At 36.5% G+C, this 23273-nt stretch carries 21 protein-coding genes; 18 read left to right on the top strand and 3 right to left on the bottom strand.

All coding sequences use genetic code 11. From position 1 onward, the window contains the following. Positions 1-67 precede the first annotated feature (67 nt). The 10 genes from ezrA to AMD00_RS08750 all read left to right on the top strand — a co-directional run bounded on the left by ezrA (position 68) and on the right by AMD00_RS08750 (position 10536). Positions 68-1759, top strand: a complete 1692-nt coding sequence (gene ezrA, locus AMD00_RS08795) for a septation ring formation regulator EzrA (protein ID WP_053416632.1) — start codon at positions 68-70, stop codon at positions 1757-1759. Between the two features lie 77 nt (positions 1760-1836). Next, positions 1837-2985 (top strand): cysteine desulfurase family protein, encoded by a 1149-nt coding sequence (locus tag AMD00_RS08790; RefSeq protein WP_053416631.1) that lies wholly within the window; start codon positions 1837-1839, stop codon positions 2983-2985. Then, on the top strand, positions 2982-4184 hold the full coding sequence (thiI, locus tag AMD00_RS08785) for a tRNA uracil 4-sulfurtransferase ThiI (protein ID WP_053416630.1): 1203 nt from the start codon (positions 2982-2984) through the stop codon (positions 4182-4184). The genes AMD00_RS08790 and thiI overlap by 4 nt, the downstream gene beginning before the upstream one ends. Before the next feature lie 80 nt (positions 4185-4264). Further along, positions 4265-4465, top strand: coding sequence for an alpha/beta-type small acid-soluble spore protein (locus tag AMD00_RS08780; RefSeq protein WP_038187843.1), 201 nt, complete (start codon positions 4265-4267; stop codon positions 4463-4465). A 175-nt stretch (positions 4466-4640) separates the two neighbouring features. Beyond that, a complete protein-coding gene (gene mbcS / locus AMD00_RS08775) occupies positions 4641-6218 on the top strand; it encodes an acyl-CoA synthetase MbcS (protein WP_053416629.1) in 1578 nt (525 codons plus the stop codon). A gap of 143 nt (positions 6219-6361) precedes the next feature. Next, complete coding sequence (gene rarD, locus AMD00_RS08770; RefSeq protein WP_053416628.1) at positions 6362-7258, top strand: EamA family transporter RarD; 897 nt, start codon at positions 6362-6364, stop codon at positions 7256-7258. A gap of 74 nt (positions 7259-7332) precedes the next feature. Next, positions 7333-8355 carry a signal peptide peptidase SppA gene (gene sppA, locus AMD00_RS08765; protein WP_053416627.1) on the top strand — a complete coding sequence of 341 codons (1023 nt, stop codon included), beginning with the start codon at positions 7333-7335 and terminating at the stop codon, positions 8353-8355. 13 nt (positions 8356-8368) lie between these two features. Then, entirely contained in the window at positions 8369-8995 is a 627-nt protein-coding gene (locus AMD00_RS08760) for an RDD family protein (RefSeq protein WP_157059204.1), read from the top strand. Between the two features lie 24 nt (positions 8996-9019). Continuing rightward, positions 9020-9526: a thiol peroxidase gene (gene tpx, locus AMD00_RS08755; RefSeq protein ID WP_053416626.1), complete on the top strand. Its 507-nt coding sequence runs from the start codon at positions 9020-9022 to the stop codon at positions 9524-9526. Positions 9527-9600: 74 nt separating this feature from the next. Further along, positions 9601-10536 (top strand): class I SAM-dependent methyltransferase, encoded by a 936-nt coding sequence (locus tag AMD00_RS08750; protein ID WP_053416625.1) that lies wholly within the window; start codon positions 9601-9603, stop codon positions 10534-10536. Positions 10537-10589: 53 nt separating this feature from the next. On the opposite strand, the gene AMD00_RS08745 is transcribed toward AMD00_RS08750, so the two are convergent. Beyond that, complete coding sequence (locus AMD00_RS08745; protein WP_053416624.1) at positions 10590-11045, bottom strand: universal stress protein; 456 nt, start codon at positions 11043-11045, stop codon at positions 10590-10592. Positions 11046-11340: 295 nt separating this feature from the next. Here AMD00_RS08745 and ald point away from each other — a divergent pair, with 295 nt between their 5' ends. Further along, positions 11341-12456 carry an alanine dehydrogenase gene (ald, locus tag AMD00_RS08740; RefSeq protein WP_053416623.1) on the top strand — a complete coding sequence of 372 codons (1116 nt, stop codon included), beginning with the start codon at positions 11341-11343 and terminating at the stop codon, positions 12454-12456. Positions 12457-12543: 87 nt separating this feature from the next. Here ald and AMD00_RS08735 read toward each other — a convergent pair whose 3' ends face one another. Further along, positions 12544-13632 carry a M24 family metallopeptidase gene (locus AMD00_RS08735; RefSeq protein WP_053416622.1) on the bottom strand — a complete coding sequence of 363 codons (1089 nt, stop codon included), beginning with the start codon at positions 13630-13632 and terminating at the stop codon, positions 12544-12546. A 143-nt stretch (positions 13633-13775) separates the two neighbouring features. Between AMD00_RS08735 and AMD00_RS08730 the strand changes: the two genes are divergently transcribed. Together AMD00_RS08730 and AMD00_RS08725 are read left to right on the top strand one after the other, a co-directional pair. Continuing rightward, positions 13776-14456, top strand: a complete 681-nt coding sequence (locus AMD00_RS08730; RefSeq protein WP_053416621.1) for a metal-dependent hydrolase — start codon at positions 13776-13778, stop codon at positions 14454-14456. A 104-nt stretch (positions 14457-14560) separates the two neighbouring features. Further along, complete coding sequence (locus tag AMD00_RS08725; protein WP_053416620.1) at positions 14561-15871, top strand: DRTGG domain-containing protein; 1311 nt, start codon at positions 14561-14563, stop codon at positions 15869-15871. 43 nt (positions 15872-15914) lie between these two features. Here the strand turns inward: AMD00_RS08725 and AMD00_RS08720 are convergent, their stop codons facing one another. Continuing rightward, entirely contained in the window at positions 15915-16232 is a 318-nt protein-coding gene (locus tag AMD00_RS08720) for a YtpI family protein (protein WP_053416619.1), read from the bottom strand. Between the two features lie 203 nt (positions 16233-16435). Between AMD00_RS08720 and AMD00_RS08715 the strand changes: the two genes are divergently transcribed. The 5 genes from AMD00_RS08715 to accA all read left to right on the top strand — a co-directional run bounded on the left by AMD00_RS08715 (position 16436) and on the right by accA (position 23097). Continuing rightward, positions 16436-17377, top strand: a complete 942-nt coding sequence (locus AMD00_RS08715) for a DHH family phosphoesterase (RefSeq protein ID WP_053416618.1) — start codon at positions 16436-16438, stop codon at positions 17375-17377. A 22-nt stretch (positions 17378-17399) separates the two neighbouring features. Continuing rightward, complete coding sequence (gene dnaE, locus AMD00_RS08710; RefSeq protein ID WP_157059203.1) at positions 17400-20492, top strand: DNA polymerase III subunit alpha; 3093 nt, start codon at positions 17400-17402, stop codon at positions 20490-20492. A 135-nt stretch (positions 20493-20627) separates the two neighbouring features. Continuing rightward, on the top strand, positions 20628-21281 hold the full coding sequence (locus tag AMD00_RS08705; protein WP_053416617.1) for a FadR/GntR family transcriptional regulator: 654 nt from the start codon (positions 20628-20630) through the stop codon (positions 21279-21281). Next, entirely contained in the window at positions 21278-22141 is an 864-nt protein-coding gene (gene accD / locus AMD00_RS08700) for an acetyl-CoA carboxylase, carboxyltransferase subunit beta (protein ID WP_053416616.1), read from the top strand. The genes AMD00_RS08705 and accD overlap by 4 nt, the downstream gene beginning before the upstream one ends. A 2-nt stretch (positions 22142-22143) precedes the next feature. Next, positions 22144-23097 (top strand): acetyl-CoA carboxylase carboxyl transferase subunit alpha, encoded by a 954-nt coding sequence (accA, locus tag AMD00_RS08695; RefSeq protein ID WP_053416615.1) that lies wholly within the window; start codon positions 22144-22146, stop codon positions 23095-23097. Positions 23098-23273 lie beyond the last annotated feature (176 nt).

Below are 23273 nucleotides of genomic sequence, written 5' to 3'. Positions count from 1 at the left end.
GAAAACATGGTAATATTAAGGTTAATTAATTGGCTGAAATAGTGATTTAGGAACAGGGGGTCTTACGATGCAGTATATCATTCCCGTTATAATCGTACTATGTATTATAGTAGCATTCATTTTCATTTTGCGTCGAAAACATAATAAAGAAATTCAGAGGTTGGATCAGAAAAAACTTCAAATTCAAAACAAACCCGTTTTGGAAGAGTTAACAAAAGTGAAAGCTCTGAACATGAATGGTCAAACAGAAGAGATGTTTGAGCGCTGGCGCAATAAATGGACGGAGCTTATGGACGTTGAAATGCCTAAAATCGACGTGCTATTATTTGATGCTGAAGAACTTGTGGATAAATTCCAATTTGGCAAAGCGACTGACATTGAAAAAGAAATTGAATCTCGTATTAATGAGTACGATCAAGAGATGATCCAAATTCTAAAAGAACTTGGTGAATTAATCGGTAGTGAAGAGAAAAACAGAATTGAGATTGAACAGCTGAAGGATCAGTATCGTTCAGCTAGAAAAACGTTGTTAGCTCATCAATATTCATATGGCCCTGCTGCAGGTCCATTAGAAAAACGTCTGGAGACATTTAATCCGAAATTTGAGGAATATGAAGTACTAACAGAATCAGGTAACTATTTACAAGCAAGAGAAATTGTTATTACGTTAGATGAAGAAGGTCAACATATTTTCAAATTGATAAATGAAATTCCAGCGTTATTAACGGATATTCAGCACAAGATTCCATCTCATATTCATGAACTACGCAATGGTCAACGAGAAATGGAAGAGCAATCCTTCTTCTTAAAACATTTAGAACTGAATGGAAAGTTAGATGTAATGGAAGAAAGCATTGATGAATTTAAACAACAAATTGCGGATTTGAACATAACTTCAGTTCAGCATCGAGTAAATGAAATTAAAGATGAAATCGATTCATTTTATGATGCATTAGAAAAAGAAGTGATGGCTAAGCGATTTGTTGATGAAAACTTTGAACAAATTGGTGCACGATTAGAAAATGTTATTGTATCAATTGATGAAACAGCAAAAGAGGCAGAAGAAGTTCAAAAAGGATATCATTTATCTGAAAAAGATGCTGCACTTCCTTCAAATTGTAAACAACAATTGATGTCAGTTCGTCAGAGATATGAATTACTATCTATTCAAGTAAAAGAAGAGCAATCTGCCTATTCTAGCTTACAAGAGGAGTTAAAGGGAGTTAAAGAAGAAACAGAACGTTTATTTGAAGAACAAGATCGATTTGCTGATCGTTTAAAGAGTTTAAGAATTGATGAAAATAAAGCAAGAGCTACACTTGGAAACCTCAAGCAGTTATTGCATGAAACAGATCGTATGTTAAATAAGGCGAATATTCCAGGGATTCCAGAAGAAATGGATATCCGATTGGAAGAGGCAGAAGAACAGTTATTTATAGTTGTTCAAAGCTTAAAAGAAGTTCCGTTAAATATGGTAGCCGTACATAAGAATTTGGATACCGCTGAAAAATGTATTCAAGATGTACATAATACAGCAACAGAAATGCTAGAAAACGTATTATTAATTGAACGAATTATTCAATATGGTAACCGTTATCGTGCATCTAATCCAACAATGCACCAACGATTATTAGAGGCTGAGCAGGCATTCCGAGAATTCCGATATGCAAAAGCGTTAGAAAATGCTGCAACAGCCGTAGAAGCAGCCGAACCAGGTGCTATGAAAAAAATTCAAGTACTTGCCAAAGACGACAATTGACGTTCATAATAAGAGAAGCATAAAGCCACCGCACGGTAGAGTGCAGGTGGCTTTCTTTTGGAAGGAAGGTTACACAATTGATTTATCTTGATCATAGCGCGACGACTAAACCAGATTCAGCCGTAATGCAAACTTTTATACAAGCGAATGAACGATATTACGCCAATCCAGCTTCCCTTCATCAAATGGGTACAGAAGCCAATACATTATTAATGAAAGCAAGAGAGCAAATCGCTCAAATTCTGAAAACAGAGCCTGAGCATATAATTTTCACGTCAGGTGGAACAGAATCAAATAACTTTGCTATTAAAGGTTTTGCTAGAGCAAACCAGCATCGTGGAAAGCATATTCTAATCTCCGCTATCGAACATCCATCTGTCATCGAAAGTGCTCGTCATTTAACAAATGAAGGCTTTGAACTAGAATTTATTGACGTCGATAAAAATGGAAGCGTTAAACTATCTGACCTGCAAAGCAAAATTCGTAAAGATACAGTGCTCGTTAGTATTATGCATGTAAATAATGAAATGGGCGCTATTCAACCAATTTTGGAAATGGCGAAGATCATACGTTCAAATAGCCGTGCGTTTTTCCATGTGGATGCAGTACAAAGCTTCGGGAAATTGCCGGTGCAATTTCAAGGAGATAATGGTCCAGATGCTTTAACCATTTCTGGTCATAAAATAAATGGCTTAAAAGGAACAGGCTTATTAGCTTTTTCTAAGCGCATTAAAATTCAACCGATACAACATGGTGGCGGACAAGAATTAGGTTACCGTAGTGGAACTGTTGCAGTACCTCAAAATGTTGCATTAGCAAAAGCCATGCGCCTAGCTGTGGAGCAAATGGCAGAGAATACACCGAAATTTGAAAAGTGGCGAGAGGATTTACATGCCTTTTTCAATAAATTTTATCATGTCCACGTTATTTCAAATAATGGTGGTGCACCACATATTATAAGTTGCAGTGTAAGAGGCTTAAAAGGTGAAGTTGTTGTCAATGCATTGCAAAGTGAAGGTTTTATCGTTTCAACATCTAGTGCTTGTTCCTCAAAAGATTCAAGTATTAGTCATGTTATAGAAGCTCTTCAAATAGAAGAAAGTTTCGAAAAAGGTGTTATTCGTATAAGTCTTGGCAATGGCTTAACAAATTCAGATATAGAACAATTTAAAGTAGTATTTGCGAAAATGATGAAACAATTAAAAGGAGAGACAATTCAACTATGAAATGGCATGAAATACTAATACGTTACGGTGAACTAACAACAAAAGGACGTAACCGAAAACAATTTATCACACGATTAAGAGAAAATTTACGCTTCTCGTTTGCAGATATACCAGATATGAAAATTCGTGCGGAACGAGATCGTATGTATATTAGCAGTGATAAAGACGAAGATATGGATGAACTAATTAAACGATTGCCAACAGTTTTTGGCATACATTCTTTTAGCCCAGTTGCAAAATGCGAACCGACTTTGGATGCAATGAAAGAACTTGCGATTAATATTATGAAATCAATCGATACAGATGGCAAAACGTTTAAAGTAAATGCAAAACGTTCAGATAAAAGATTTCCATTAGATACTTATGAATTACAACTTGAAATGGGTGGACATGTTTTAAGTAATATTCCGAATTTACATGTTCAAATGAAAGAACCTGAAATCGAACTACGTATTGAAGTACGTGAACATGCAGTATATATGATGGTAGAAGTCATTCCTGGTGCTGGTGGTTTACCAGTCGGTGCAAACGGAAAAGCATTGCTATTATTATCTGGAGGTATCGACAGTCCAGTTGCAGGCTATTATATGATGAAACGCGGAGTGCGAATTGAGGCAATTCATTTCTTCAGCCCGCCATATACAAGTGATCGTTCACTTGAAAAAGTTAAAGATTTAGCCGAAAGAATGAGTCGCTTCGGCGCGAATGTGCGTCTGCATATCATTCCATTTACTGAAATTCAACAAGTAATCCAACAACAAGTGCCAGAAAACGTAACTATGACTTCAACACGTCGTATGATGATGAAAATTTCAGATGCAGTACGTGAAGAAATTGGTGCAACGGCAATTGTGACTGGTGAAAACTTAGGGCAAGTAGCGAGCCAGACTTTAGAAAGCTTAGCTGCTATTAATGAAGTAACTTCAACGCCTATTTTACGTCCTTTAATCACATACGATAAATTAGAAATTATCGACGTAGCAAGAAAAATTGACACATATGATATTTCAATACGTCCATATGAGGACTGCTGCACGGTATTTACACCAGCAAGTCCAAAAACAAAACCGAAATTAGAGAAAGTTGTGTATTATGAAAGCTTTACTGACTTCGATGAAATGATTAAAAAAGCGGTGCAAAACCGCGAAATTCATACATTTCCTAAGCAGAAGCAAGATGAATTTGCAGATTTACTCTAATAGAAGAAAGAATTTCCTGTAATTTGCCCGTATGAAATCCCTCCTTCAGCGCATTCTATATTCACAAGGAGGTGATACACATGGCAAATTCAAATTCAAATCCACTTGAAGTAGCAGGTGCTAAACAAGCGATCGACCAAATGAAATACGAAATCGCACAAGAATTCGGAGTGCAACTTGGTCCAGACGCATCATCGCGTGCTAACGGTTCCGTTGGCGGAGAAATCACTAAGCGATTAGTGCAAATGGCTGAACAACAATTAAAAGGTTACAACAAATAATCAAATGATTATGTAACCAAAGGAGAAGCCGGTGGCAGATTTGTCATCGGCTTCTTTTTGTGTTATTTTTATTACCTAGTACTAAGACTTGATTATACTTACGAGTTGTAAGAAGTTAGAATTTTCTGTATAATAGAAATGTTCTTAATATGAGCATCTTAAGGGGGAGTTTTTCATGAAACGCGAAGATTTACTTGCGCCGGAAGACTATAATTTAGTTGAGGAATTTGAAAAGTATATACATGATGAGGCAAGGAAAGCCATTGTTTATGAAAACGAAAATGGTAATACAGATGAAATCACTTATGCTGGCTTAATAAAAAAGGCAAATAAAGTGGCAAATGTATTTACTAACAATGGCTTAAAAAAAGGTGATGTAATTCTTATTATGGTGCCTCGCTTAATCGAAGCATATGTTACTTACGTGGCTGCACTGAAAGCTGGGTTAGTTGTCATTCCTAGTTCCGAAATGTTACGTGCAAAGGATATCGATTATCGCCTTGTACATAGTGAAGCCAAAGCCATCGTTTCTTATGAGCCATATATTGAACAATTTGATGAAGTGAAACATTTAGAAGGTTTAAAACTTTTTGTTATTGGTCAAGCACATAAACCTTGGATTGAAATTATTCAAGAAGCAGAAACAACATCTGAACAATTTGAAATGGCACCAACAAAAAATACAGATATGGCGTTTTTATCATATACAAGCGGTACAACGGGGAATCCTAAAGGTGTTGTCCATACGCACGGTTGGGCTTACGCACATTTAAAAACAGCTGCAGCTCATTGGCTTGGTATTGAAGATGGCGATCTAGTATGGGCAACGGCAAGTCCTGGTTGGCAAAAATGGATTTGGAGCCCGTTTCTATCGGTATTAGGAAGTGGAGCTACTGGTTTTGTTTATAATGGCAAATTCGAGGCAACAAAATACCTGCAACTATTAGAAAAATATAAAGTAAATGCATTATGCTGTACTCCAACAGAATATCGTATTATGGCGAAAGTGGACGGTTTAGGAGAATATAACCTATCTGCATTACACAGTGCCGTTTCTGCAGGTGAACCGTTAAATCGCGAGGTAATCGATGTCTTTGCCAGACTATTTAGCTTAGAAGTCCGTGATGGCTATGGGCAAACAGAAAATACATTATTAGTTGGCACGATGAAAGGTATGGAAGCAAGACCAGGTTCAATGGGGAAACCAACACCAGGTAATATTGTTGATGTTGTTGATGAATATGGTAAACCATGCCAGGCTGGTGAAGTTGGTGATATCGCTGTTCATGTATCAACTCCTGCCTTGTTTAAAGAGTATTTAAAAGATCCAGAAAGAACGAGCATGCAATTCCGTGGTGATTATTACATTACGGGAGATCAAGCTAAAAAGGATGAAGATGGATACTTCTGGTTTGAAGGGCGTTCTGATGATATTATTATTAGTTCCGGATATACAATTGGCCCATTTGAAGTAGAGGATGCTTTAGTAAAACACCCTGCTGTACAAGAGTGTGCAGTGATTGCAAGCCCAGATGAGATTCGCGGTAATATCGTAAAAGCTTTTGTAGTTTTAAAAAATAAAGAAGATAACGTTTCAACTACACTTATTCAAGAGTTACAAGATCATGTGAAACAGCTAACAGCTCCTTATAAATATCCGAGAGCGATTGAATTTATAGATGAATTACCGAAAACTACTTCGGGTAAAATCCGTCGTGTTGAATTAAGAAATCTAGAATTAAATAAAGCTTAATGGTTGTAAAATAGAAGGTCTATTGTCTCCTGCAAAATAGCAGTGGAATGGGTCTTCTTTTTTATGTTACGTTTACTTTCATGCACTAAAGTCATATAATTATAGCGGTAATCTATAAATTGAATATAGAATGAGGTGTTACTATGCAGGAAGAAAAGAAAGGTATACTTTCTGCCTTAGGAGCTTATATAATATGGGGTATATTTCCACTTTATTGGAAAGGATTACAGCATGTTGCAAGCGAAGAGGTTTTAGCAGGACGAGTAATTTGGTCATTTATTTTAACATTAATATTTGTGGTTATCTTGAAGCAAGGGAAAATGTTATTAGTGGATTTTAAACAGTTATGGCAGCATCCAAAATCATTTTGGTTACTCGTTACTGCGGCTTATTTAATTTCACTCAATTGGTTTTTATACATATGGGCTGTTAATAATAATCATATAGTTGAGTCAAGCTTAGGTTACTATATGAATCCGTTAGTATCTGTCTTATTAGGGATATTCTTTTTAAAAGAAAAACTATCTAAAGCACAAGTCATGTCTTTCGTAATTGCTGCAATTGGCGTTTTAATATTAGTTATTTCATACGGTCAGATTCCTTGGTTGTCATTCGGTTTAGCATTGACATTTGGTGTGTATGGTTTACTAAAAAAGAAAGTACTAGTAGATGCGACAAGGGGACTAGTTTTAGAGACATTCTTTATATTACCAGTTGCCGTGGCATATTACGTTTATGTTTATCTCCACGGGAATATTTCATTTTTGCATACTGATATGAAAACAGATGTACTTATTATTGGAACGGGTATTGTAACTGCAGTGCCATTAATATTATTTGCTACTGGAGCGCAGAAGATTCCATTATATTTAGTTGGATTTATCCAATATGTATCACCAACTATCATGTTATTTTTAGGTGTGATTGTTTATGGAGAATCATTTAGTGGAATAGATTTATTATCATTTTCATTCATTTGGGTAGCATTAATATTATTTTCAATTACTAAAATTATAGAAGTGAGAAAATCTAAAAATTAGTAATTTGGAAAAAATCGAAACATTTAGCAGTTTGGTTCGTAAGTTAATAGAAGGTAAAAGGAGGAAAAGAGAAGATGAATACAAAAAGGTGGATCGCATTAGGAGCAGCTGCTTTATTATTAGTTGCTTCAATTGGTGTAAATACAGTATTAAAGATTGCAACGACGGATTTTACATCAAAATTCGATAACGTACTTAATATGTCTGGTGGTACTACATACAGTGAACTACCAATCGAATCAGGTGACTTAAATAAACGAATTGCTGTTTTATCCGTAAACGGTACAATTCAAGACAATGGAGGTTCTGGTTCTTTACTAGGTGGAGCTGCAAGCTATAATCATCAGTTCTTTATGAATCAATTAGAATCGATTATAGATGATAAAACTGTTAAAGGTGTAGTTTTAAAAGTGAACTCACCAGGTGGTACTGTTATTGAATCGAAACAAATTTATGACAAGATTAAAGAACTTCAACAGAAACGTAATATTCCATTGTATGTATCTATGGGATCAATGGCTGCTTCAGGTGGTTATTATATTTCAGCACCAGCTGATAAAATCTTTTTAGATGAAGAGACGATGACTGGATCAATTGGTGTAATCATGCAAGGCTTGAATTACGGTAAATTAGCAGAAAAATACGGAATTGAATTTCAAACAATCAAAACAGGTAAGTACAAAGATATTATGAGTGCTACACGTGAAATGACGTCTGATGAGCGCGCTATGTTACAAGAAATGATTAATGATTCTTATGAACGTTTCGTTGATGTTATTGAAGATGGCCGTGGCATGAGTGAAAAAGATGTTAAGAAAGTTGCTGATGGTCGAGTATTAAATGGTACACAAGCTATTAAAGCTGGCTTAGCTGATGAAATTGGCTATGCAGAAGATACGATTGAAGCGATGAAAAAGGATCATAAACTAGAAGGTGCTGAAGTTTTTGAATATGCTACTTCAGAAGATTGGACTTCACTATTTTCTGTGAAAATGAATAATCTATTTGGCGCTTCTGCTGAAACACAAGCAATTAGTAAAATTCTTTCTAACTACAATTCTGCACCGCGTATGATGTATATGTACGGTGATGAGTAAGGGGCGATGAAAATTGACGGAATTTGTTGAGGTACACACGATTAGTCAAGAGCCGGTACAGGTTAGAAAAATAGAACAATATTCGTTAAAACCAGCAGGGTTCTGGGTGAGGTTTTGGGCTTATTTATTGGATTTAGCTATCATTAGTGCAATTTCTGGCTTAACAGTGAATCCGATTGTGACTATACTTGGAATCAATACTGATAATGCGCCATGGTATGCGCCGGTAACAATTGTTTCTAGTGTTATTTTCTATTTATATTTTGTTATTATGACGAAGTTTTTGAATCAAACGGTAGGGAAAATGGTCTTTGGACTGAAAGTAATCCATGTAAAAGAGCAAAAGTTAAAGTGGGGTACAGTAATTTTCCGAGAATGGATTGGGCGATTCTTTTCTGCTACTTTACCAGTCATCTATTGGATGGTAGCTTTTACACCAAATAAAAAAGGATTACATGATTATATTGCAGATACAATTGTAGTTCATGAAAATACTTATGAAAAACATGATAAGATGGTACGAGTAGAACATAAAGAACCTACTGTTGCTGAATCAAAAGAAGAGGAAAATCTATCAGTTGATAAAGAAGCAGTCGATTCTGAGGTTTCTCAGTTGCAAGAGCCTAAAAGATTCGAGTAAGATTAAATACAAGGAGGCGTTGAAATGGTACAAGTAACATTTAAAAATAACCCTGTAACATTAGTAGGTAACGAAGTAAAAGTAGGTGATCAAGCACCGGGTTTTACAGTGCTAGCTCCAGATCTTTCTGAAAAAACATTACAAGATTATGAAGGTAAAATTCGTCTAATAAGTGTAGTACCTTCAATTGACACAGGTGTATGTGATGCACAAACACGTCGTTTCAATGAAGCTGCTTCTGAATTAGGTGAAGATGTAGCCATTTTAACAATTTCATGTGACTTACCATTCGCTCAAAAACGCTGGTGCGGTGCGAACGGTATCGAAAATGTTTATACATTATCAGATCACCGTAATATGTCATTCGGTGATGCTTATGGTGTACATATGAAAGAACTTCGCTTATTAGCGCGTTCTGTATTCGTTGTAGACCAAGCTGGAAAAGTTGTTTATGCAGAGTATGTATCTGAAGGTACAAACCACCCAGATTATGAAGGTGCATTAGCAGCTGTTAAAGAACTAGCAAAATAAGAATTCTTATGATTAAAACAACATGAAACCCACTCTGCCTTTTATGAGTGGGTTTCACGTTTGAAGGAGTATATATGGAAACAATAGAAAAACTCTTTTCTTTTATTAATGACAATGCTCAGAAAATAGAGAAAGAACAAGAATTATCCTATTTAGATAGCGTTTTAGAAGTATTGAATGCATGGTTAGATGGTGATAATGTACCAGCTGGTAAAGTGGCTTCAAAAGAAGATATTCGTAAGGCAATTCAACTGGCTATTTTAAAAGGGATGCGTGAAAACGCACAACCTAATCACCAGATGACTCCAGATGCATTGGGGTTATTAGTTGGTTATTTCGTGGAACAATTTATGGATAGTCAAGAGAAGGATGGCGCTAAAATCAAACTTCTAGATCCAGCAGTTGGTACGGGGAATTTACTATTAACCGTGATGAATTTACTACAAGACCGAGCAGATGGGGTTGGAGTAGAAATTGACGAGCTGCTTATTCAATTAGCGGCAGCAGCGGCTGATTTAACAGAGCAACCAGTTTCACTTTTCCGTCAAGACGCATTGCAAAATTTAATGATTGATCCGGTTGATGCAGTAGTCTGTGATTTACCAGTAGGCTATTATCCAAATGATGAAGTAGCAAAAGAATTTGAATTAAAGGCTACTGAAGGCATGACATATGCGCATCACTTATTTATCGAGCAGTCGTTGAAATATTCGAAGGATGGCGGATATTTGTTCTTCTTAGTACCAGAGAATATTTTTGAATCAGAACAAGCGCAAGGTTTGTATAAATATTTACAAAAAACAGCATGGATTCAAGCAGTAATTCAATTACCGAGTTCACTTTTTTCAAATAAAGCACATTCGAAGAGTCTATTTATCTTACAAAAGAAAAGTGCTGATGGAAAACCTGTGAAGGAAGTATTACTTGCTAAAGTACCTAGTATGACGAATAAGCAAGCGTTAGAAATGTTCTTTACAAAAGTACAAATTTGGAAAAAAGAGCAGAAATAATACGTAAAAAAAGAGGCCCTAATGATTATTAGGAGCCTCATTTTAATAAATAATTATTTAGCATCAGATTCTGGTGTACGTACTACAAGTACATCACATTTAGCAGAGCGAACGATGTTTTCAGAAACACTACCGATAAGGAATCGTTCAACAGCATTTAAACCGGTTGCACCACAGATGATTAAATCTACTTCGTATTTTTTAGAAATTTCTTTTGTAATAATTGTTTTTGGGGAACCGTATTCGATTAAAACTTTAACATTTTCTACACCAGCTGTTTCAGCTTCTTTTTTATAGCCAGTAAGCAATTCTTGAGCAAAAGTTTGAGCACGTTCAGCAATTGAACGATCATATGCTTCAACAGCAGCAAATGAACGAGTGTCGATTACGTTTACTAAATTTAACGTTGCATTGTTACGTTTAGCAATTCCAACTGCTTTTTCGAATGCCCATTTTGCTTCAGCGGAACCGTCTACAGCTACGATGATATTGTTATAAGATAATGTCATATGTAATTCCTCCTTTTTATTTAATATAATTATACCACCCAATAGAAACAAATAAACACCATAATATTGAAGTTACTGTGAAAGCTTTCCAAATAAAGTGTGAACAATTGCGTAGAAATGTTGAATTTTAAAGAAGACTTATATTGATAGAATTATAAAAAAATATAATTTTCTAAATTAATACACAAATGAGTGTTAAAATCTGTTAGAATGAACATGTTTTTAAATAGAGTTACTTGTTCATTTTATTAATACAACAAGAGCTAATAGCTTTTCACAATTAGGAGGATGGATTATGAAGATTGGTATTCCAAAAGAGATTAAAAATAATGAAAACCGTGTTGCTATGACACCTGCTGGAGTGGTCAACTTAACAGTTTTCGGACATGAAGTATTCATCGAAAAGGGAGCCGGTCTAGGGTCTGGTTTTGGAGATGAAGATTATGTAGCTGCTGGGGCACATATTGTAGAGACAGCTGAAGAAGCTTGGTCTCAAGAAATGGTGATGAAGGTAAAGGAACCAGTTGCATCTGAATATGGTTATTTCCATGAAGGGCTTATTCTGTTTACTTATTTACACTTAGCACCAGAGCCAGAATTGACTCAAGCATTGCTTGATAAAAAAGTTGTAGGGATTGCTTATGAAACAGTGCAACTTCCAAATAGATCATTGCCTTTATTAACACCGATGAGTGAAGTTGCAGGACGTATGGCAACTCAAATCGGTGCTCAGTATCTTGAGAAAATGGAAGGCGGTAAAGGTATACTTCTAGGTGGTGTACCAGGAGTGACACGTGGTAAAGTTACTATCATTGGTGGAGGAATGGCTGGTGCAAACGCAGCACAAATTGCTATTGGTATGGGTGCTGATGTAACAATTATCGATCTCAGCCCTGAGCGTTTACGTGTACTAGATGACCAATTTGGTCGTGATGTTCAAACTCTTATTTCAAACCCATTCAATATTGCCGAGTCTGTAAAAGATTCAGATTTAGTAATTGGAGCAGTACTTATTCCAGGTGCAAAAGCGCCTAAGCTTGTAACAGAAGAAATGATCAAATCAATGTCTCCTGGTTCTGTAGTAGTTGATATTGCAATTGACCAAGGTGGTATTTTCGAATCTTCTGATCGTATTACTACTCATGATAATCCGACTTATGTGAAACACGGAGTAGTACATTATGCAGTAGCAAATATGCCGGGTGCTGTGCCACGTACTTCAACAATGGCTCTTACAAACAATACTGTTCCTTACGCTTTGCAAATTGCTAACAAAGGCTATCAACAAGCTTGCTTAGACAATGAAGCATTGAAAAAAGGATTAAATACTTTAGATGGTCATGTCACTTTTGCAGCAGTTGCAGAAGCATTAAACCATCCTTATGTAGATGCAAATACATTATTAAGATAATGAAAGTATAAGTCACTTAGTAATTTTACTAAGTGACTTTTTGTATAAAAAAAGGACTACTCAATAGAAGAGTAGTCTTTTCTGTTATTAGAGAATGATTAATTCTTTTGGATATTTTGTTAAAACTTCCACGCCATCCTTTGTTACATATACATCGTCTTCAATACGAACGCCAGTAACATCCTCTTTATAAATACCAGGTTCGATTGTAAATACCATACCTTCTTGAAGAGCCATTTCGTTAGCTCCGTGAACAGATGGGAATTCATGTACAGAAATGCCCAAACCGTGACCTAAACGGTGAGTGAAATATTCGCCGTAGCCAGCATCAGTAATAACGTCACGAGAAATCTTATCTAAATCCATCGCACGAACACCTGGTTTAACAGCTGCAATAGCAAATTCGTTGGCATTGCGAACAGCTTCATAAATTTCTTTTTGAGCGGATGTTGGCTCGCCAAATGACACTGTACGTGTAATATCTGAGCAATAGCCGTTATAGACAACGCCAAGATCAAATAAGATGAAATCACCTTTTTCGATTTTACGTTCACCAGGATTACCGTGTGGAGAAGCAGTTTTCTTACCACTTAAAACCATTGTGTCGAAAGACATATATACGCCTTTTTTCTTCATAGCTAGTTCAATGGCAGATAATATTTCGAGTTCAGTCTTACCTTCAGCTATTTCACTGCAACCTACTTCAATAGCATAATCTGCTAGAGCAGCCGCTTGTCGTAAGTTTTCAAGTTCCTCTTCTGATTTTACTAAACGCATGTTATTTAATTTTTCATCAAAGCCAACAAATTTTGTAGTAGGGAAGAAGTCATTAAGAGCTTCTAAACGTTCCACAGTTAAATGTGATTTTTCGATTGCGATATTTTGTAATGAAAGTCCACGTGCTTTTGCTGCTTGATGTAATAGTGCCCATGCATTCTCAGTGTCTTCATGACCAACTACTTCATGTGACCAGCCTGCAGCTTTAGCATCAGGTACTTCCATTTTAGGGCAAATTAAAAATGGTTCCGCATCTTGGAAAATCATTACTCCAAGTAGTCTTTCGTGTGGATTACTTTTAAATCCAGATACATAAAATACATTATCAGGTGTTGTCACAAATGCAGCGTCAATACTTTGTTCTTTTAAATAGTTTGAAATAGTTTGTATTTTACTCATTATTAATCCCCCTTGGATTGATTTATTAGACCGTAGCTAAAAGAAGCCTGAGGTACTATGTTATTAGAATACCAAAAAAGAAGGAGAAAACGTATTGATAACGAATATTTTTTAGTAAGTCGAAATATTAGGAGGATTTAATTATGAAAGTTTCATATCACGGGCATTCAATTGTGAAGATTCAGGTGGATGGTTATACGATTTTAATCGATCCTTTTATTAATGGTAACAAGTTAACAGATTTAAAAGTGGAAGACCAAAAACCAGATGTGATTTTATTGACGCATGGACATAATGACCATGTCGGGGATACGGTGGAGATTGCAAAAGCGGCTGATGCCTTAGTAGTGGCACCTGATGAGCTAGCCAGTTATTTGTCCTGGCAAGGAGTTAGAACTCATCCACTACATATAGGGGGTTCTTATGTATTTGATTTTGGCAAAGTTAAATTAACACAAGCATTCCATGGCTCGTCTTATACGACGGAGAATAATGAAATTATTTATACAGGAATGCCATCTGGAATTTTATTTTTTGCAGAGGGTAAGACAGTTTATCATGCAGGTGATACAGCGTTATTTAGCGATATGAAATTAATAGGTGAGCGCCATCCAATTGATGTAGCGTTTTTACCAATTGGAGATAACTATACAATGGGGCCAGAGGATGCAGCGTGTGCGGTATCTTTTTTAAAACCGAAAATTGTTGTTCCAGTGCATTATAATACATTTCCGCTTATCGAACAGGATCCGCATGACTTTGCAGAAATGGTGTCGATTACTGAGGTGAAAGTATTGAATCCGGGAGAAGAACTGGAGATTTGATTAAAAAACCTGAAAGAATATGTCTTTATTGGTTTTTCACCTAATGAATATGACCAGAATGTGGTACACTTAAGCAACAATGATGTTGGAAAATAGGTGATTTTATGGCTACAAAACATGAGAAAATTCTTCAATATATAGAATCACTTCCTGTAGGGGATAAAATTTCTGTGCGACAAATCGCAAAGGATATTTCCGTGAGTGAAGGGACTGCTTATCGTGCAATTAAAGAAGCTGAAACAAGAAGACTCGTAAGCACGATTGAGCGCGTTGGAACGATTCGAATTGAGAAGAAGAAAAAAGAGAATATTGAAAGACTTACTTTTGCTGAAATCGTTAATATAGTGGATGGACAAGTGCTAGGTGGTAAAGACGGTTTGCATAAAACACTGACGAAATTTGTCATCGGTGCGATGAAGCTTGAGGACATGATGCGTTATACCGATGCAGGTTGTCTTTTAATTGTTGGAAACCGAGGTCGTACGCATGAAAACGCCCTAAAAGAGGGTGCGGCTGTTTTAATAACAGGCGGCTTTGATACGGCGGAAGAAACGAAAAAGCTTGCTGACCAGTTAGAATTACCAATTATCTCGACTAGTTATGATACTTTTACTGTAGCAACGATGATTAACCGTGCTATTTATGACCAATTGATTAAAAAAGAGATATTGTTAATTGAAGATATTTTTGTCTCAATGAAAGATACTGCTTTCTTAAAGTCTACGGATACGGTTCGCGAGTATCATTTATTAAATGCTTCAACGACTCATGGGGGATTCCCAGTAGTGGATAAGCATCATAAAATTGTTGGCATAGTGACCTCACGTGATGTGATTGGTAAGCAAGACGATGATCCTATTGATCGTTTAATGACACGAAATCCTATTACAGTGTCGATGAAAACTAGTGTTGCAACGGCAGGGCATCGAATGATCTGGGAAGGCATTGATTTACTACCAGTAGTCAATGATCAGGGATTATTACAAGGCGTGATTAGCCGTCAGGATGTCTTAAAGGCGTTACAAATGGCACAAAGGCAGCCCCAACATGGGGAAACAATAGATGACCTAGTAAAAAACGAGATTAAAATGGCGCGAGACGATGAGGAAACTACAGTAGAGTTTACCGTAACACCTCAAATGACAAACCAATTTGGTGCTATTTCATACGGTGCATTTACTACGTTACTGGTAGAAGCGGGTTCTAGTGCACTTAAAAAATTTAAGCGCGGTGAAAGTGTCGTAGAAAATATGACAATTTATCATATGAAACCGGTTCAAATGGAGACATCATTAGTCGTAAAACCACGCATTTTGGATATGAGTCGTAAATTTGTGAAAATGGATTTCGAAGTTTATAGTGAAGCTATGTTAGTTGGTAAAGCGATGATGACTTTCCAGTTATTAGAGCGCTAAATGTATTAAATTCGACAAAAAAAGTGATGCACAGTACTGTGCATCACTTTTTATTCAAACGATATTCTTCTTCAACAAATTGTCCATAGTGGCGAACTCGTTTATTATAATTAAATGCAGTAAATAGGCCGAAAAGAATTAAAACTGCACATACAATATACGTTAAAGTGGTGTGGTACATAATTATTTGGTTGATACCAAAAATAACTAATAAGCCACCTAAAGCTACACCAGCACGACTCGAGTACCATTTTTTACGAATCGGTAAATCAGAACGGAATTGTTTTGTTTTAAGGTAAAAATAAAAAACAACTGTAATAGCAATTAAAATTGCTAGAACAACATTCAAAATATTAGACATGGTGTTCCTCCTATAAAAGCAAAGCTGACTCTAGTTTAACGATAAATACAGCAAAAAGCGAGTAGAAAAACAAAGGAAACTCGTAATATATAGATACTAAAAGAGATTCAATCTTTCAGTAGATATCCTTTGATAAAATCTAATCAGCTAGCCTTTGGACAGTCGGCATTTAGGGGTTCACAATCGTTTAAAGGAGAATCATAATGAAGCGACAAATTATTGACACAATTAAACAATATGACACAATTATTATTCATCGTCATGTTAGACCAGATCCAGATGCTTACGGATCACAAATGGGTCTACAAGCTATTTTACAAGCGACTTATCCGGAAAAAAAAGTATTTACAACAGGTGAGCATGAAGAATCACTTTCATTTCTTGGAGAGCCTCAGGTTGTTGCTGATAAAGAGTTTGAAAATGCTCTTGTTATTGTTACTGACACAGCTAATACAGAGCGTGTCGACGATCAACGCTACAACCAAGGGAAGTTTTTAATTAAAATAGACCATCATCCAAATGATGATGCATATGGTGATATGCTTTGGGTCAACACAAATGCAAGTTCTTGTAGTGAGATGATCTATGATCTATTCACAGAGGGTAGAAAAGTAGCGGATTGGAAAATGGACAGTAAAGCGGCTCGTTTCTTATTTGCGGGTATCGTTGGTGATACTGGGCGCTTTATCTATCCGAGTACAACAGAAACGACATTTAACACTGTTGGAGAACTAATTAAATATAATTTTGATCGTACAGAATTATTTGATGGTATGTATGAATTGAGCCGAGAATTGCTGCATATGCAAGGTTATATATTCCAAAATTTTGTGATGGATGATAATGGAGCAGCTTATATTAAATTAACAATTGAAGTTTTAGAGCAATTTAGCGTGTCTGCTTCCGATACGTCTCTTTTAGTAGGGTCATTAGGTAATGTTAAAGGAATTAAGGCCTGGGTGATTTTTGTTGAAGAGGCAGATCAAATTCGTGTTCGCTTACGTTCAAAAGGACCAATTATTAATACTCTTGCAAAACAATATAATGGTGGAGGCCACCCAATGGCATCTGGCGCAACTATTTATAAATGGGAAGAATCAGAAGAGGTTATCTCGAAATTAAAAGAGCTTTGTGCAAAATACTAACTATCGAAAGGAAGAGATGAAGTTGCAAAATGTATATCCACAAATTGTGACGGCTGCGGATATGTTAAAAAGTACGATTCGCATTGATGAGCTCATTTCTTTCTTACAGCAAGAACATGCGAAGGCAGCAGCAATCGTCAATTCTAAATTGTACGGCTTGTTGCCTTTTTGGCGTGCATTAAAAAAAGCTGAGATTCATCCAGTTGTTGGTTTAACCGTTCGTGTACAATTTGGCGAACAGCAAGTACGATCAGTCGTTTTATATGCGGCTACACAGCAAGGTTATCAACATTTACTGAAAGTAACTTCAGCTATGTCTATTCGTGAGGGAGAAGTATTACCGTTACGCTGGCTTGAAGGTTATCAAGAGGGCTGCATACTGATGATACCTATGACTTCACCGGACTGGACAACTGAAGGTTCGTTTGAAGATGTACAAGCTCTACAAGCTATTTTTGGTAAAGGTAGATTATATGTTGGGATTGACAGACCTGGTGGTTTGAAATCTGATATAGAACAGAACATAATTAGCTATTGCCACGAACAAGAATTACCTATTTGTGCGACTCAACTATGTACATTTATGCGTGAGGAACATGCTTTTTCTTTTGAAGTAGCTAAAGCTATTGAACAAGGGATGAAGATGAACGTTAGTGATCAATTGACCGCACGTGAGCGCCAACAGTTTGTACCTCATAACAGCCAATGGCAGGATTGGTTTGCAGATTATCCTGAGTGGCTTTTGTCTGCCGAGGAAATGTTACTTAGTTGTCAGGTTAATCTAGCATTCGACAAATTTTTGATGCCTAAGTTTCCAACACCAAATAATGAGACAGCTTTTTCTTTACTTGAAGCAAATAGCTTAAGAGGACTACAAGAACGGGTACCAAATGCCAGTACTGATTATATCGAAAGACTGCATTATGAATTAGGAATTATTCAAGAAATGGGTTATGCAGATTACTTTTTAATTGTTTCGGACTATATTCAATACGCGAAAAGTAAGCAAATTTTAACAGGACCAGGCCGTGGTTCGTCAGCAAGTTCACTTGTTGCCTATACATTACGAATTACAGATGTTGATCCACTACAATATGGTTTATTATTCGAACGGTTCTTAAATCCAGAGCGAATTACCATGCCAGATATTGACGTTGATTTTGCAGATCATCGTCGGCAAGAAGTGATTCAGTATGTTGCTGATAAATATGGAAAAACATATACATCACAAATCATTACATTCGGTACGCTATCTGCTAAAGCAGTTGCTAGAGATGTAGCACGTGTATTCGGATTCACGAGTGAAGAGATGTCGACAATTTCTTCGCTTATTCCTAATAAGGTTGGAATTACTTTAAGAGAAGCCTTAGAGGATTCTGCGGCATTACGTGATTGGATTGCAGCTTCAGATATACGTCGAAAATGGATTGAAGTTGCTTTAAATTTAGAAGGTTTGCCACGAAATGCGTCGACGCATGCCGCGGGTGTTGTACTTTCTCCAGAGCCTTTAGTAAATATTGTTCCTATTGAGCCAGGTAACGATGGGCTCTATATAACGCAATGGCCGATGCAAGAAGTAGAATCCATCGGCTTATTAAAAATGGATTTCCTAGGTTTACGTAATTTGACCATTTTAGAGCGTATCCGTTCAATGATTTACTACGATACAAGGAAGTTTCTTGACTTTGAAAAAATTCCATTACATGATCCCTCGACCTTCAAGTTGTTGCAACAAGGCGATACAACAGGTGTTTTCCAATTAGAGTCTGATGGTATGCGCCAAGCATTACGTGACATAACGCCAACTGTTTTTCAAGATATCGTGGCAATCATTGCACTGTATCGTCCAGGTCCAATGGATTTTATTCCTGTTTATAGTAAAAGGAAGCACGGTGGCGAAGCTGTAATCATGCCACATCCAGTACTTGAACCTATATTAAGAGAGACGTATGGTGTCATTGTGTATCAGGAACAAATCATGCAAATTGCTTCAGTGATGGCAGGATTTACGATGGGAGAAGCAGATATTTTACGTCGAGCAGTTAGTAAAAAGAAGAAGGAAATATTAGATGCTGAACAACAACATTTCGTGAAAAACTCTGTAGCAAAAGGGTTTACTGAGCAAGTAGCGGTGGAAGTTTACGATTTAATTGTTCGTTTTGCAAATTACGGTTTTCCAAAAAGTCATGCCGTCGCATATAGTGTCATTACTTATCATATGGCGTATTTAAAAGCGAATTTTCCTACGTATTTTTACGCTGCACTTTTGACAAGTACTATAGGAAATCAAGATCGTCTTATGCGCTTATTGCAAGAGGTTAAACAAAAAGGAATAACTGTATTGCCACCATCTATTCATCATAGCGGTCGTACATTCCGAGTAGAGAATGGTGCTATTCGTTTTGCGCTTTCTGCAATAAAAGGTGTACCACATTCATTTTTAACAAAACTTTTAAGCTTACGTAAAAACGGTCATTCCAACTGGGCTGATTTATTTGATTTTGCGCTTGATATGACTGGTGTTCATTTTACTAGAAAAGCATTGGAACCATTAATAAAGGCTGGTGCGCTGGATGACTTTGGGCGAGATCGTGGTCAACTTTTAGCTTCTATTGAAGCAGTAGTCAAGCATGCTAATTTATATCGACCAAATGATGAAGAGAGTTTATTAAGCGATGGCGATTTTTTATTCGGAAAACCCAAATATGCAAACGCAAGCATGATGCCAGAAAAGTTAATGTTGCAATATGAAAAAGAGGTGCTTGGATTTTATATGTCAGAGCACCCAATTTTGAAATTAAAGAAAGAATTGCAACTAGATTCCATGTCTGCTGCGGATATTTTACAAATTCAAGGTCGAAAATATGCGAAAATGCTCGGAATCGTTTCAGGGATTAAGCAAATTCGTACGAAAAAAGGCGAACAAATGGCGTTTATTGACCTTGAAGATGAATCTGGCATGCTTTCAATAACTATCTTTCCTCGTGAATATAGCCAGATTCAAGAATGGTTACAAGAGGAACAGATTGTTTTGGCAGAAGGTTTTGTAGAGCTACGTAACGGTAAGGCGCAGATGATTGTAAAGAAATTAATAACGGAACTAACTGAAAAATAGATTAAACGACTAAAACTGTGTGATTTTTGCACAGTTTTTTATTTTTACTTTACTCTTCGAAAGATTTTATGTATGCTATTATCAAAAGTGGTCAGACCACTTTTTTACAACTTATATTGTCCAAGGAGAAATTCGATGAGTGCAGAAAAACCAACTTCTAAAATGTTTATACAAATTGTCAGTGAACTACGAGCTTTAATACGTGATGAAAATATTCCGGCAGGTGGTAAAATTCCATCAGAGCGTGTACTAGCTGAGCGTTTGAATGTTGGAAGGTCATCTGTAAGAGAAGCACTACGCAGTTTAGAGCTACTTGGACTCATTGAAACGCGTAGAGGCGAAGGGACATTCTTAACCGATTTTCGAAATCATAAATTAGTAGAAGTATTGTCTACCTTCATTTTGCAAGAAGGAACAGATTTAGAAAATGTGAATGAAACACGAAAAATTCTTGAACGTGATGCAATTCGTATCGTGTCTTCTAATGAAACATTACGAAAGTTACCAGTATGGGAAAGTTTGTTGCGTAATCTTGAAACTGAGGGTGTAATTGCGCGCGAAGATGTTATAAGGGAAATCGTTATCACATCAGAAAATCGCCTTGTACTGAAAATGTGGATTCTGTTAAAGCAATATGGAAAAGAGATGTATAGTGGACTTTCTACCGAGCATGAACAGCCTATGTTACAAGCCTTTATAAGTGAATTAATGATAGGAAATACTGCTGAAGCAATAAGCTGGTTTGAAAAATGGGCCGAGTTGCTACATAAGGGGAGAGATATTTTATGAGTATAAAAGATTTATTTAAAACCAATAAAATTAAAAATAAAGCGCGTATTTCTATGAAGCGTGAAGAACATGATGTACCAGAAGGAATCATGACAAAATGTCCTGATTGTCGTCATGTGGAGTTAACAAAGGATTTAATGAAAGGATTAAAAGTTTGTTCAAAGTGTGACCATCATTACAAAATGACAGCACAAGAGCGTGTTGAAATTTTCTTTGATGAAGGTACATTTAAATCATTGGATGATCATTTAGTTTCTATTAATCCATTAGAGTTTCCTAGCTATATAGAAAAGATTCAATCAGATATAAAGAAAACAGGATTAAATGAAGCAGTATTAACAGGTATCGGTGAGTTAGATGGCGAACAAATCGTTGTAGCGATTATGGATTCACATTTCCGTATGGGGTCAATGGGTTCTGTAGTTGGTGAGAAGATCACCCGTGCAATTGAAAAGGCGACTGAACTAAGTGCACCATTTATCATTTTCACAGCGAGTGGTGGAGCTCGTATGCAAGAAGGCGTGTTATCTCTTATGCAAATGGCGAAAACGAGTGTTGCCTTACAACGCCATAGTGCAGAAGGCCATTTATTTATTTCAATCATGACACACCCGACAACTGGAGGTGTTTCTGCAAGTTTTGCTTCTCTTGGGGATATTAATTTAGCTGAGCCAAAAGCGTTAATCGGCTTTGCGGGGCGTCGTGTTATTGAACAGACAGTTCGTGAAAAATTACCGGAAGATTTCCAAACTGCGGAATTTTTATTGGCTCACGGTCAGTTAGATGCAGTGGTAAATCGTAAAGATATGCGCAAAACAGTTTCAACAATTGTTAAGCTTCATGTAAAGGAGGCGCAATAATAATGGTGAAATACTTACCGTTCGAAGCACCACTTATGCAGCTTCGTGAAAAAATTAATGAGTTAAAAGAATTCACGGCTAATGCAGATGTTGATATGTCGAAAGAGATTAGTCAACTTGAGGACCGTTTTAGTAAATTAGCTAAAGAAATTTATGATAATATCCAACCTTGGGACCGAGTGCAAATTGCTAGACATCCTGAGCGTCCAACGACAAAAGATTATATTAATGCTATTTTTGATGATTTCATCGAGTTTCATGGTGATCGAAACTTTGGTGATGATGAGGCGATTATCGGAGGTATAGCCTCTTTTGAAGGCCGACCAATTACAATTATTGGCCATCAAAGAGGGAAGGATACAAAAGAGAATATTCGACGTAATTTCGGTATGCCACATCCGGAAGGCTATAGAAAGGCTCTACGCCTAATGAAGCAAGCTGAGAAATTTTCAAGACCAATCATATGCATGATCGATACAAAAGGTGCGTATCCTGGTAAAGCGGCAGAACAACGTGGACAAAGTGAAGCTATAGCGCGTAATTTATTCGAAATGGCGGGGTTAAAAGTTCCAGTCATCAGTATAGTTATAGGTGAAGGTGGTAGTGGTGGTGCACTTGCTCTTTGTGTAGCTAACCAAATTCACATGTTAGAAAATGCAACTTTGTCTGTTATTTCACCAGAAGGAGCTGCTTCGATTTTATGGAAGGATGCGACTTTAGCACAAAAAGCTGCAGAAGCTATGCGTATTACTGCACCGAACTTAAAGGAAATGGAAATTATAGATGAAATTATTCCTGAAGTGTTAGGTGGAGCGCATAATGATGTAGTGCAACAAGCGCTTAATATGAAGATGGTTCTTAGTGATTCATTAGAAAAACTGAAAAATATACCAGCCGATGAACTAATTGAAAATCGTTATAATAAATTTAGAGCTATTGGAGTATACACTGAATAGTAACAAATCGTTATAATAAATTTTGAGCTATTGGGGTATAACTACATTGAATAGTAACAATTAAATATAAGGGTGGGCTGAATCTGTATCAATTTAAATTAATTAGATACATGAAACAGCCTATTTCTTTCGACGCAATACTGACACAGAATACTATTTCGTGTTAATGTCTTAAT

The sequence above is a fragment of the Viridibacillus arvi genome (assembly GCF_001274945.1).
Taxonomy (GTDB): domain Bacteria; phylum Bacillota; class Bacilli; order Bacillales_A; family Planococcaceae; genus Viridibacillus; species Viridibacillus arvi.
The sequence above is the reverse complement of the archived record's forward strand: the minus strand, read 5'-3'. Positions and strand labels throughout refer to the sequence as shown.

What these genes read in the sequence shown, in the direction of transcription:
- AMD00_RS08735 (WP_053416622.1), bottom strand. Translation starts at nt 13,632, where the DNA reads ATGAGTAAAATACAAACTATTTCAAACTATTTAAAAGAACAAAGTATT.
- accA (WP_053416615.1), top strand. Translation starts at nt 22,144, where the DNA reads ATGGTGAAATACTTACCGTTCGAAGCACCACTTATGCAGCTTCGTGAA.
- AMD00_RS08705 (WP_053416617.1), top strand. Translation starts at nt 20,628, where the DNA reads ATGAGTGCAGAAAAACCAACTTCTAAAATGTTTATACAAATTGTCAGT.
- thiI (WP_053416630.1), top strand. Translation starts at nt 2,982, where the DNA reads ATGAAATGGCATGAAATACTAATACGTTACGGTGAACTAACAACAAAA.
- sppA (WP_053416627.1), top strand. Translation starts at nt 7,333, where the DNA reads ATGAATACAAAAAGGTGGATCGCATTAGGAGCAGCTGCTTTATTATTA.
- AMD00_RS08780 (WP_038187843.1), top strand. Translation starts at nt 4,265, where the DNA reads ATGGCAAATTCAAATTCAAATCCACTTGAAGTAGCAGGTGCTAAACAA.
- AMD00_RS08720 (WP_053416619.1), bottom strand. Translation starts at nt 16,232, where the DNA reads ATGTCTAATATTTTGAATGTTGTTCTAGCAATTTTAATTGCTATTACA.
- AMD00_RS08725 (WP_053416620.1), top strand. Translation starts at nt 14,561, where the DNA reads ATGGCTACAAAACATGAGAAAATTCTTCAATATATAGAATCACTTCCT.
- tpx (WP_053416626.1), top strand. Translation starts at nt 9,020, where the DNA reads ATGGTACAAGTAACATTTAAAAATAACCCTGTAACATTAGTAGGTAAC.
- accD (WP_053416616.1), top strand. Translation starts at nt 21,278, where the DNA reads ATGAGTATAAAAGATTTATTTAAAACCAATAAAATTAAAAATAAAGCG.
- AMD00_RS08750 (WP_053416625.1), top strand. Translation starts at nt 9,601, where the DNA reads ATGGAAACAATAGAAAAACTCTTTTCTTTTATTAATGACAATGCTCAG.
- mbcS (WP_053416629.1), top strand. Translation starts at nt 4,641, where the DNA reads ATGAAACGCGAAGATTTACTTGCGCCGGAAGACTATAATTTAGTTGAG.
- rarD (WP_053416628.1), top strand. Translation starts at nt 6,362, where the DNA reads ATGCAGGAAGAAAAGAAAGGTATACTTTCTGCCTTAGGAGCTTATATA.
- AMD00_RS08730 (WP_053416621.1), top strand. Translation starts at nt 13,776, where the DNA reads ATGAAAGTTTCATATCACGGGCATTCAATTGTGAAGATTCAGGTGGAT.
- ezrA (WP_053416632.1), top strand. Translation starts at nt 68, where the DNA reads ATGCAGTATATCATTCCCGTTATAATCGTACTATGTATTATAGTAGCA.
- ald (WP_053416623.1), top strand. Translation starts at nt 11,341, where the DNA reads ATGAAGATTGGTATTCCAAAAGAGATTAAAAATAATGAAAACCGTGTT.
- AMD00_RS08745 (WP_053416624.1), bottom strand. Translation starts at nt 11,045, where the DNA reads ATGACATTATCTTATAACAATATCATCGTAGCTGTAGACGGTTCCGCT.
- AMD00_RS08715 (WP_053416618.1), top strand. Translation starts at nt 16,436, where the DNA reads ATGAAGCGACAAATTATTGACACAATTAAACAATATGACACAATTATT.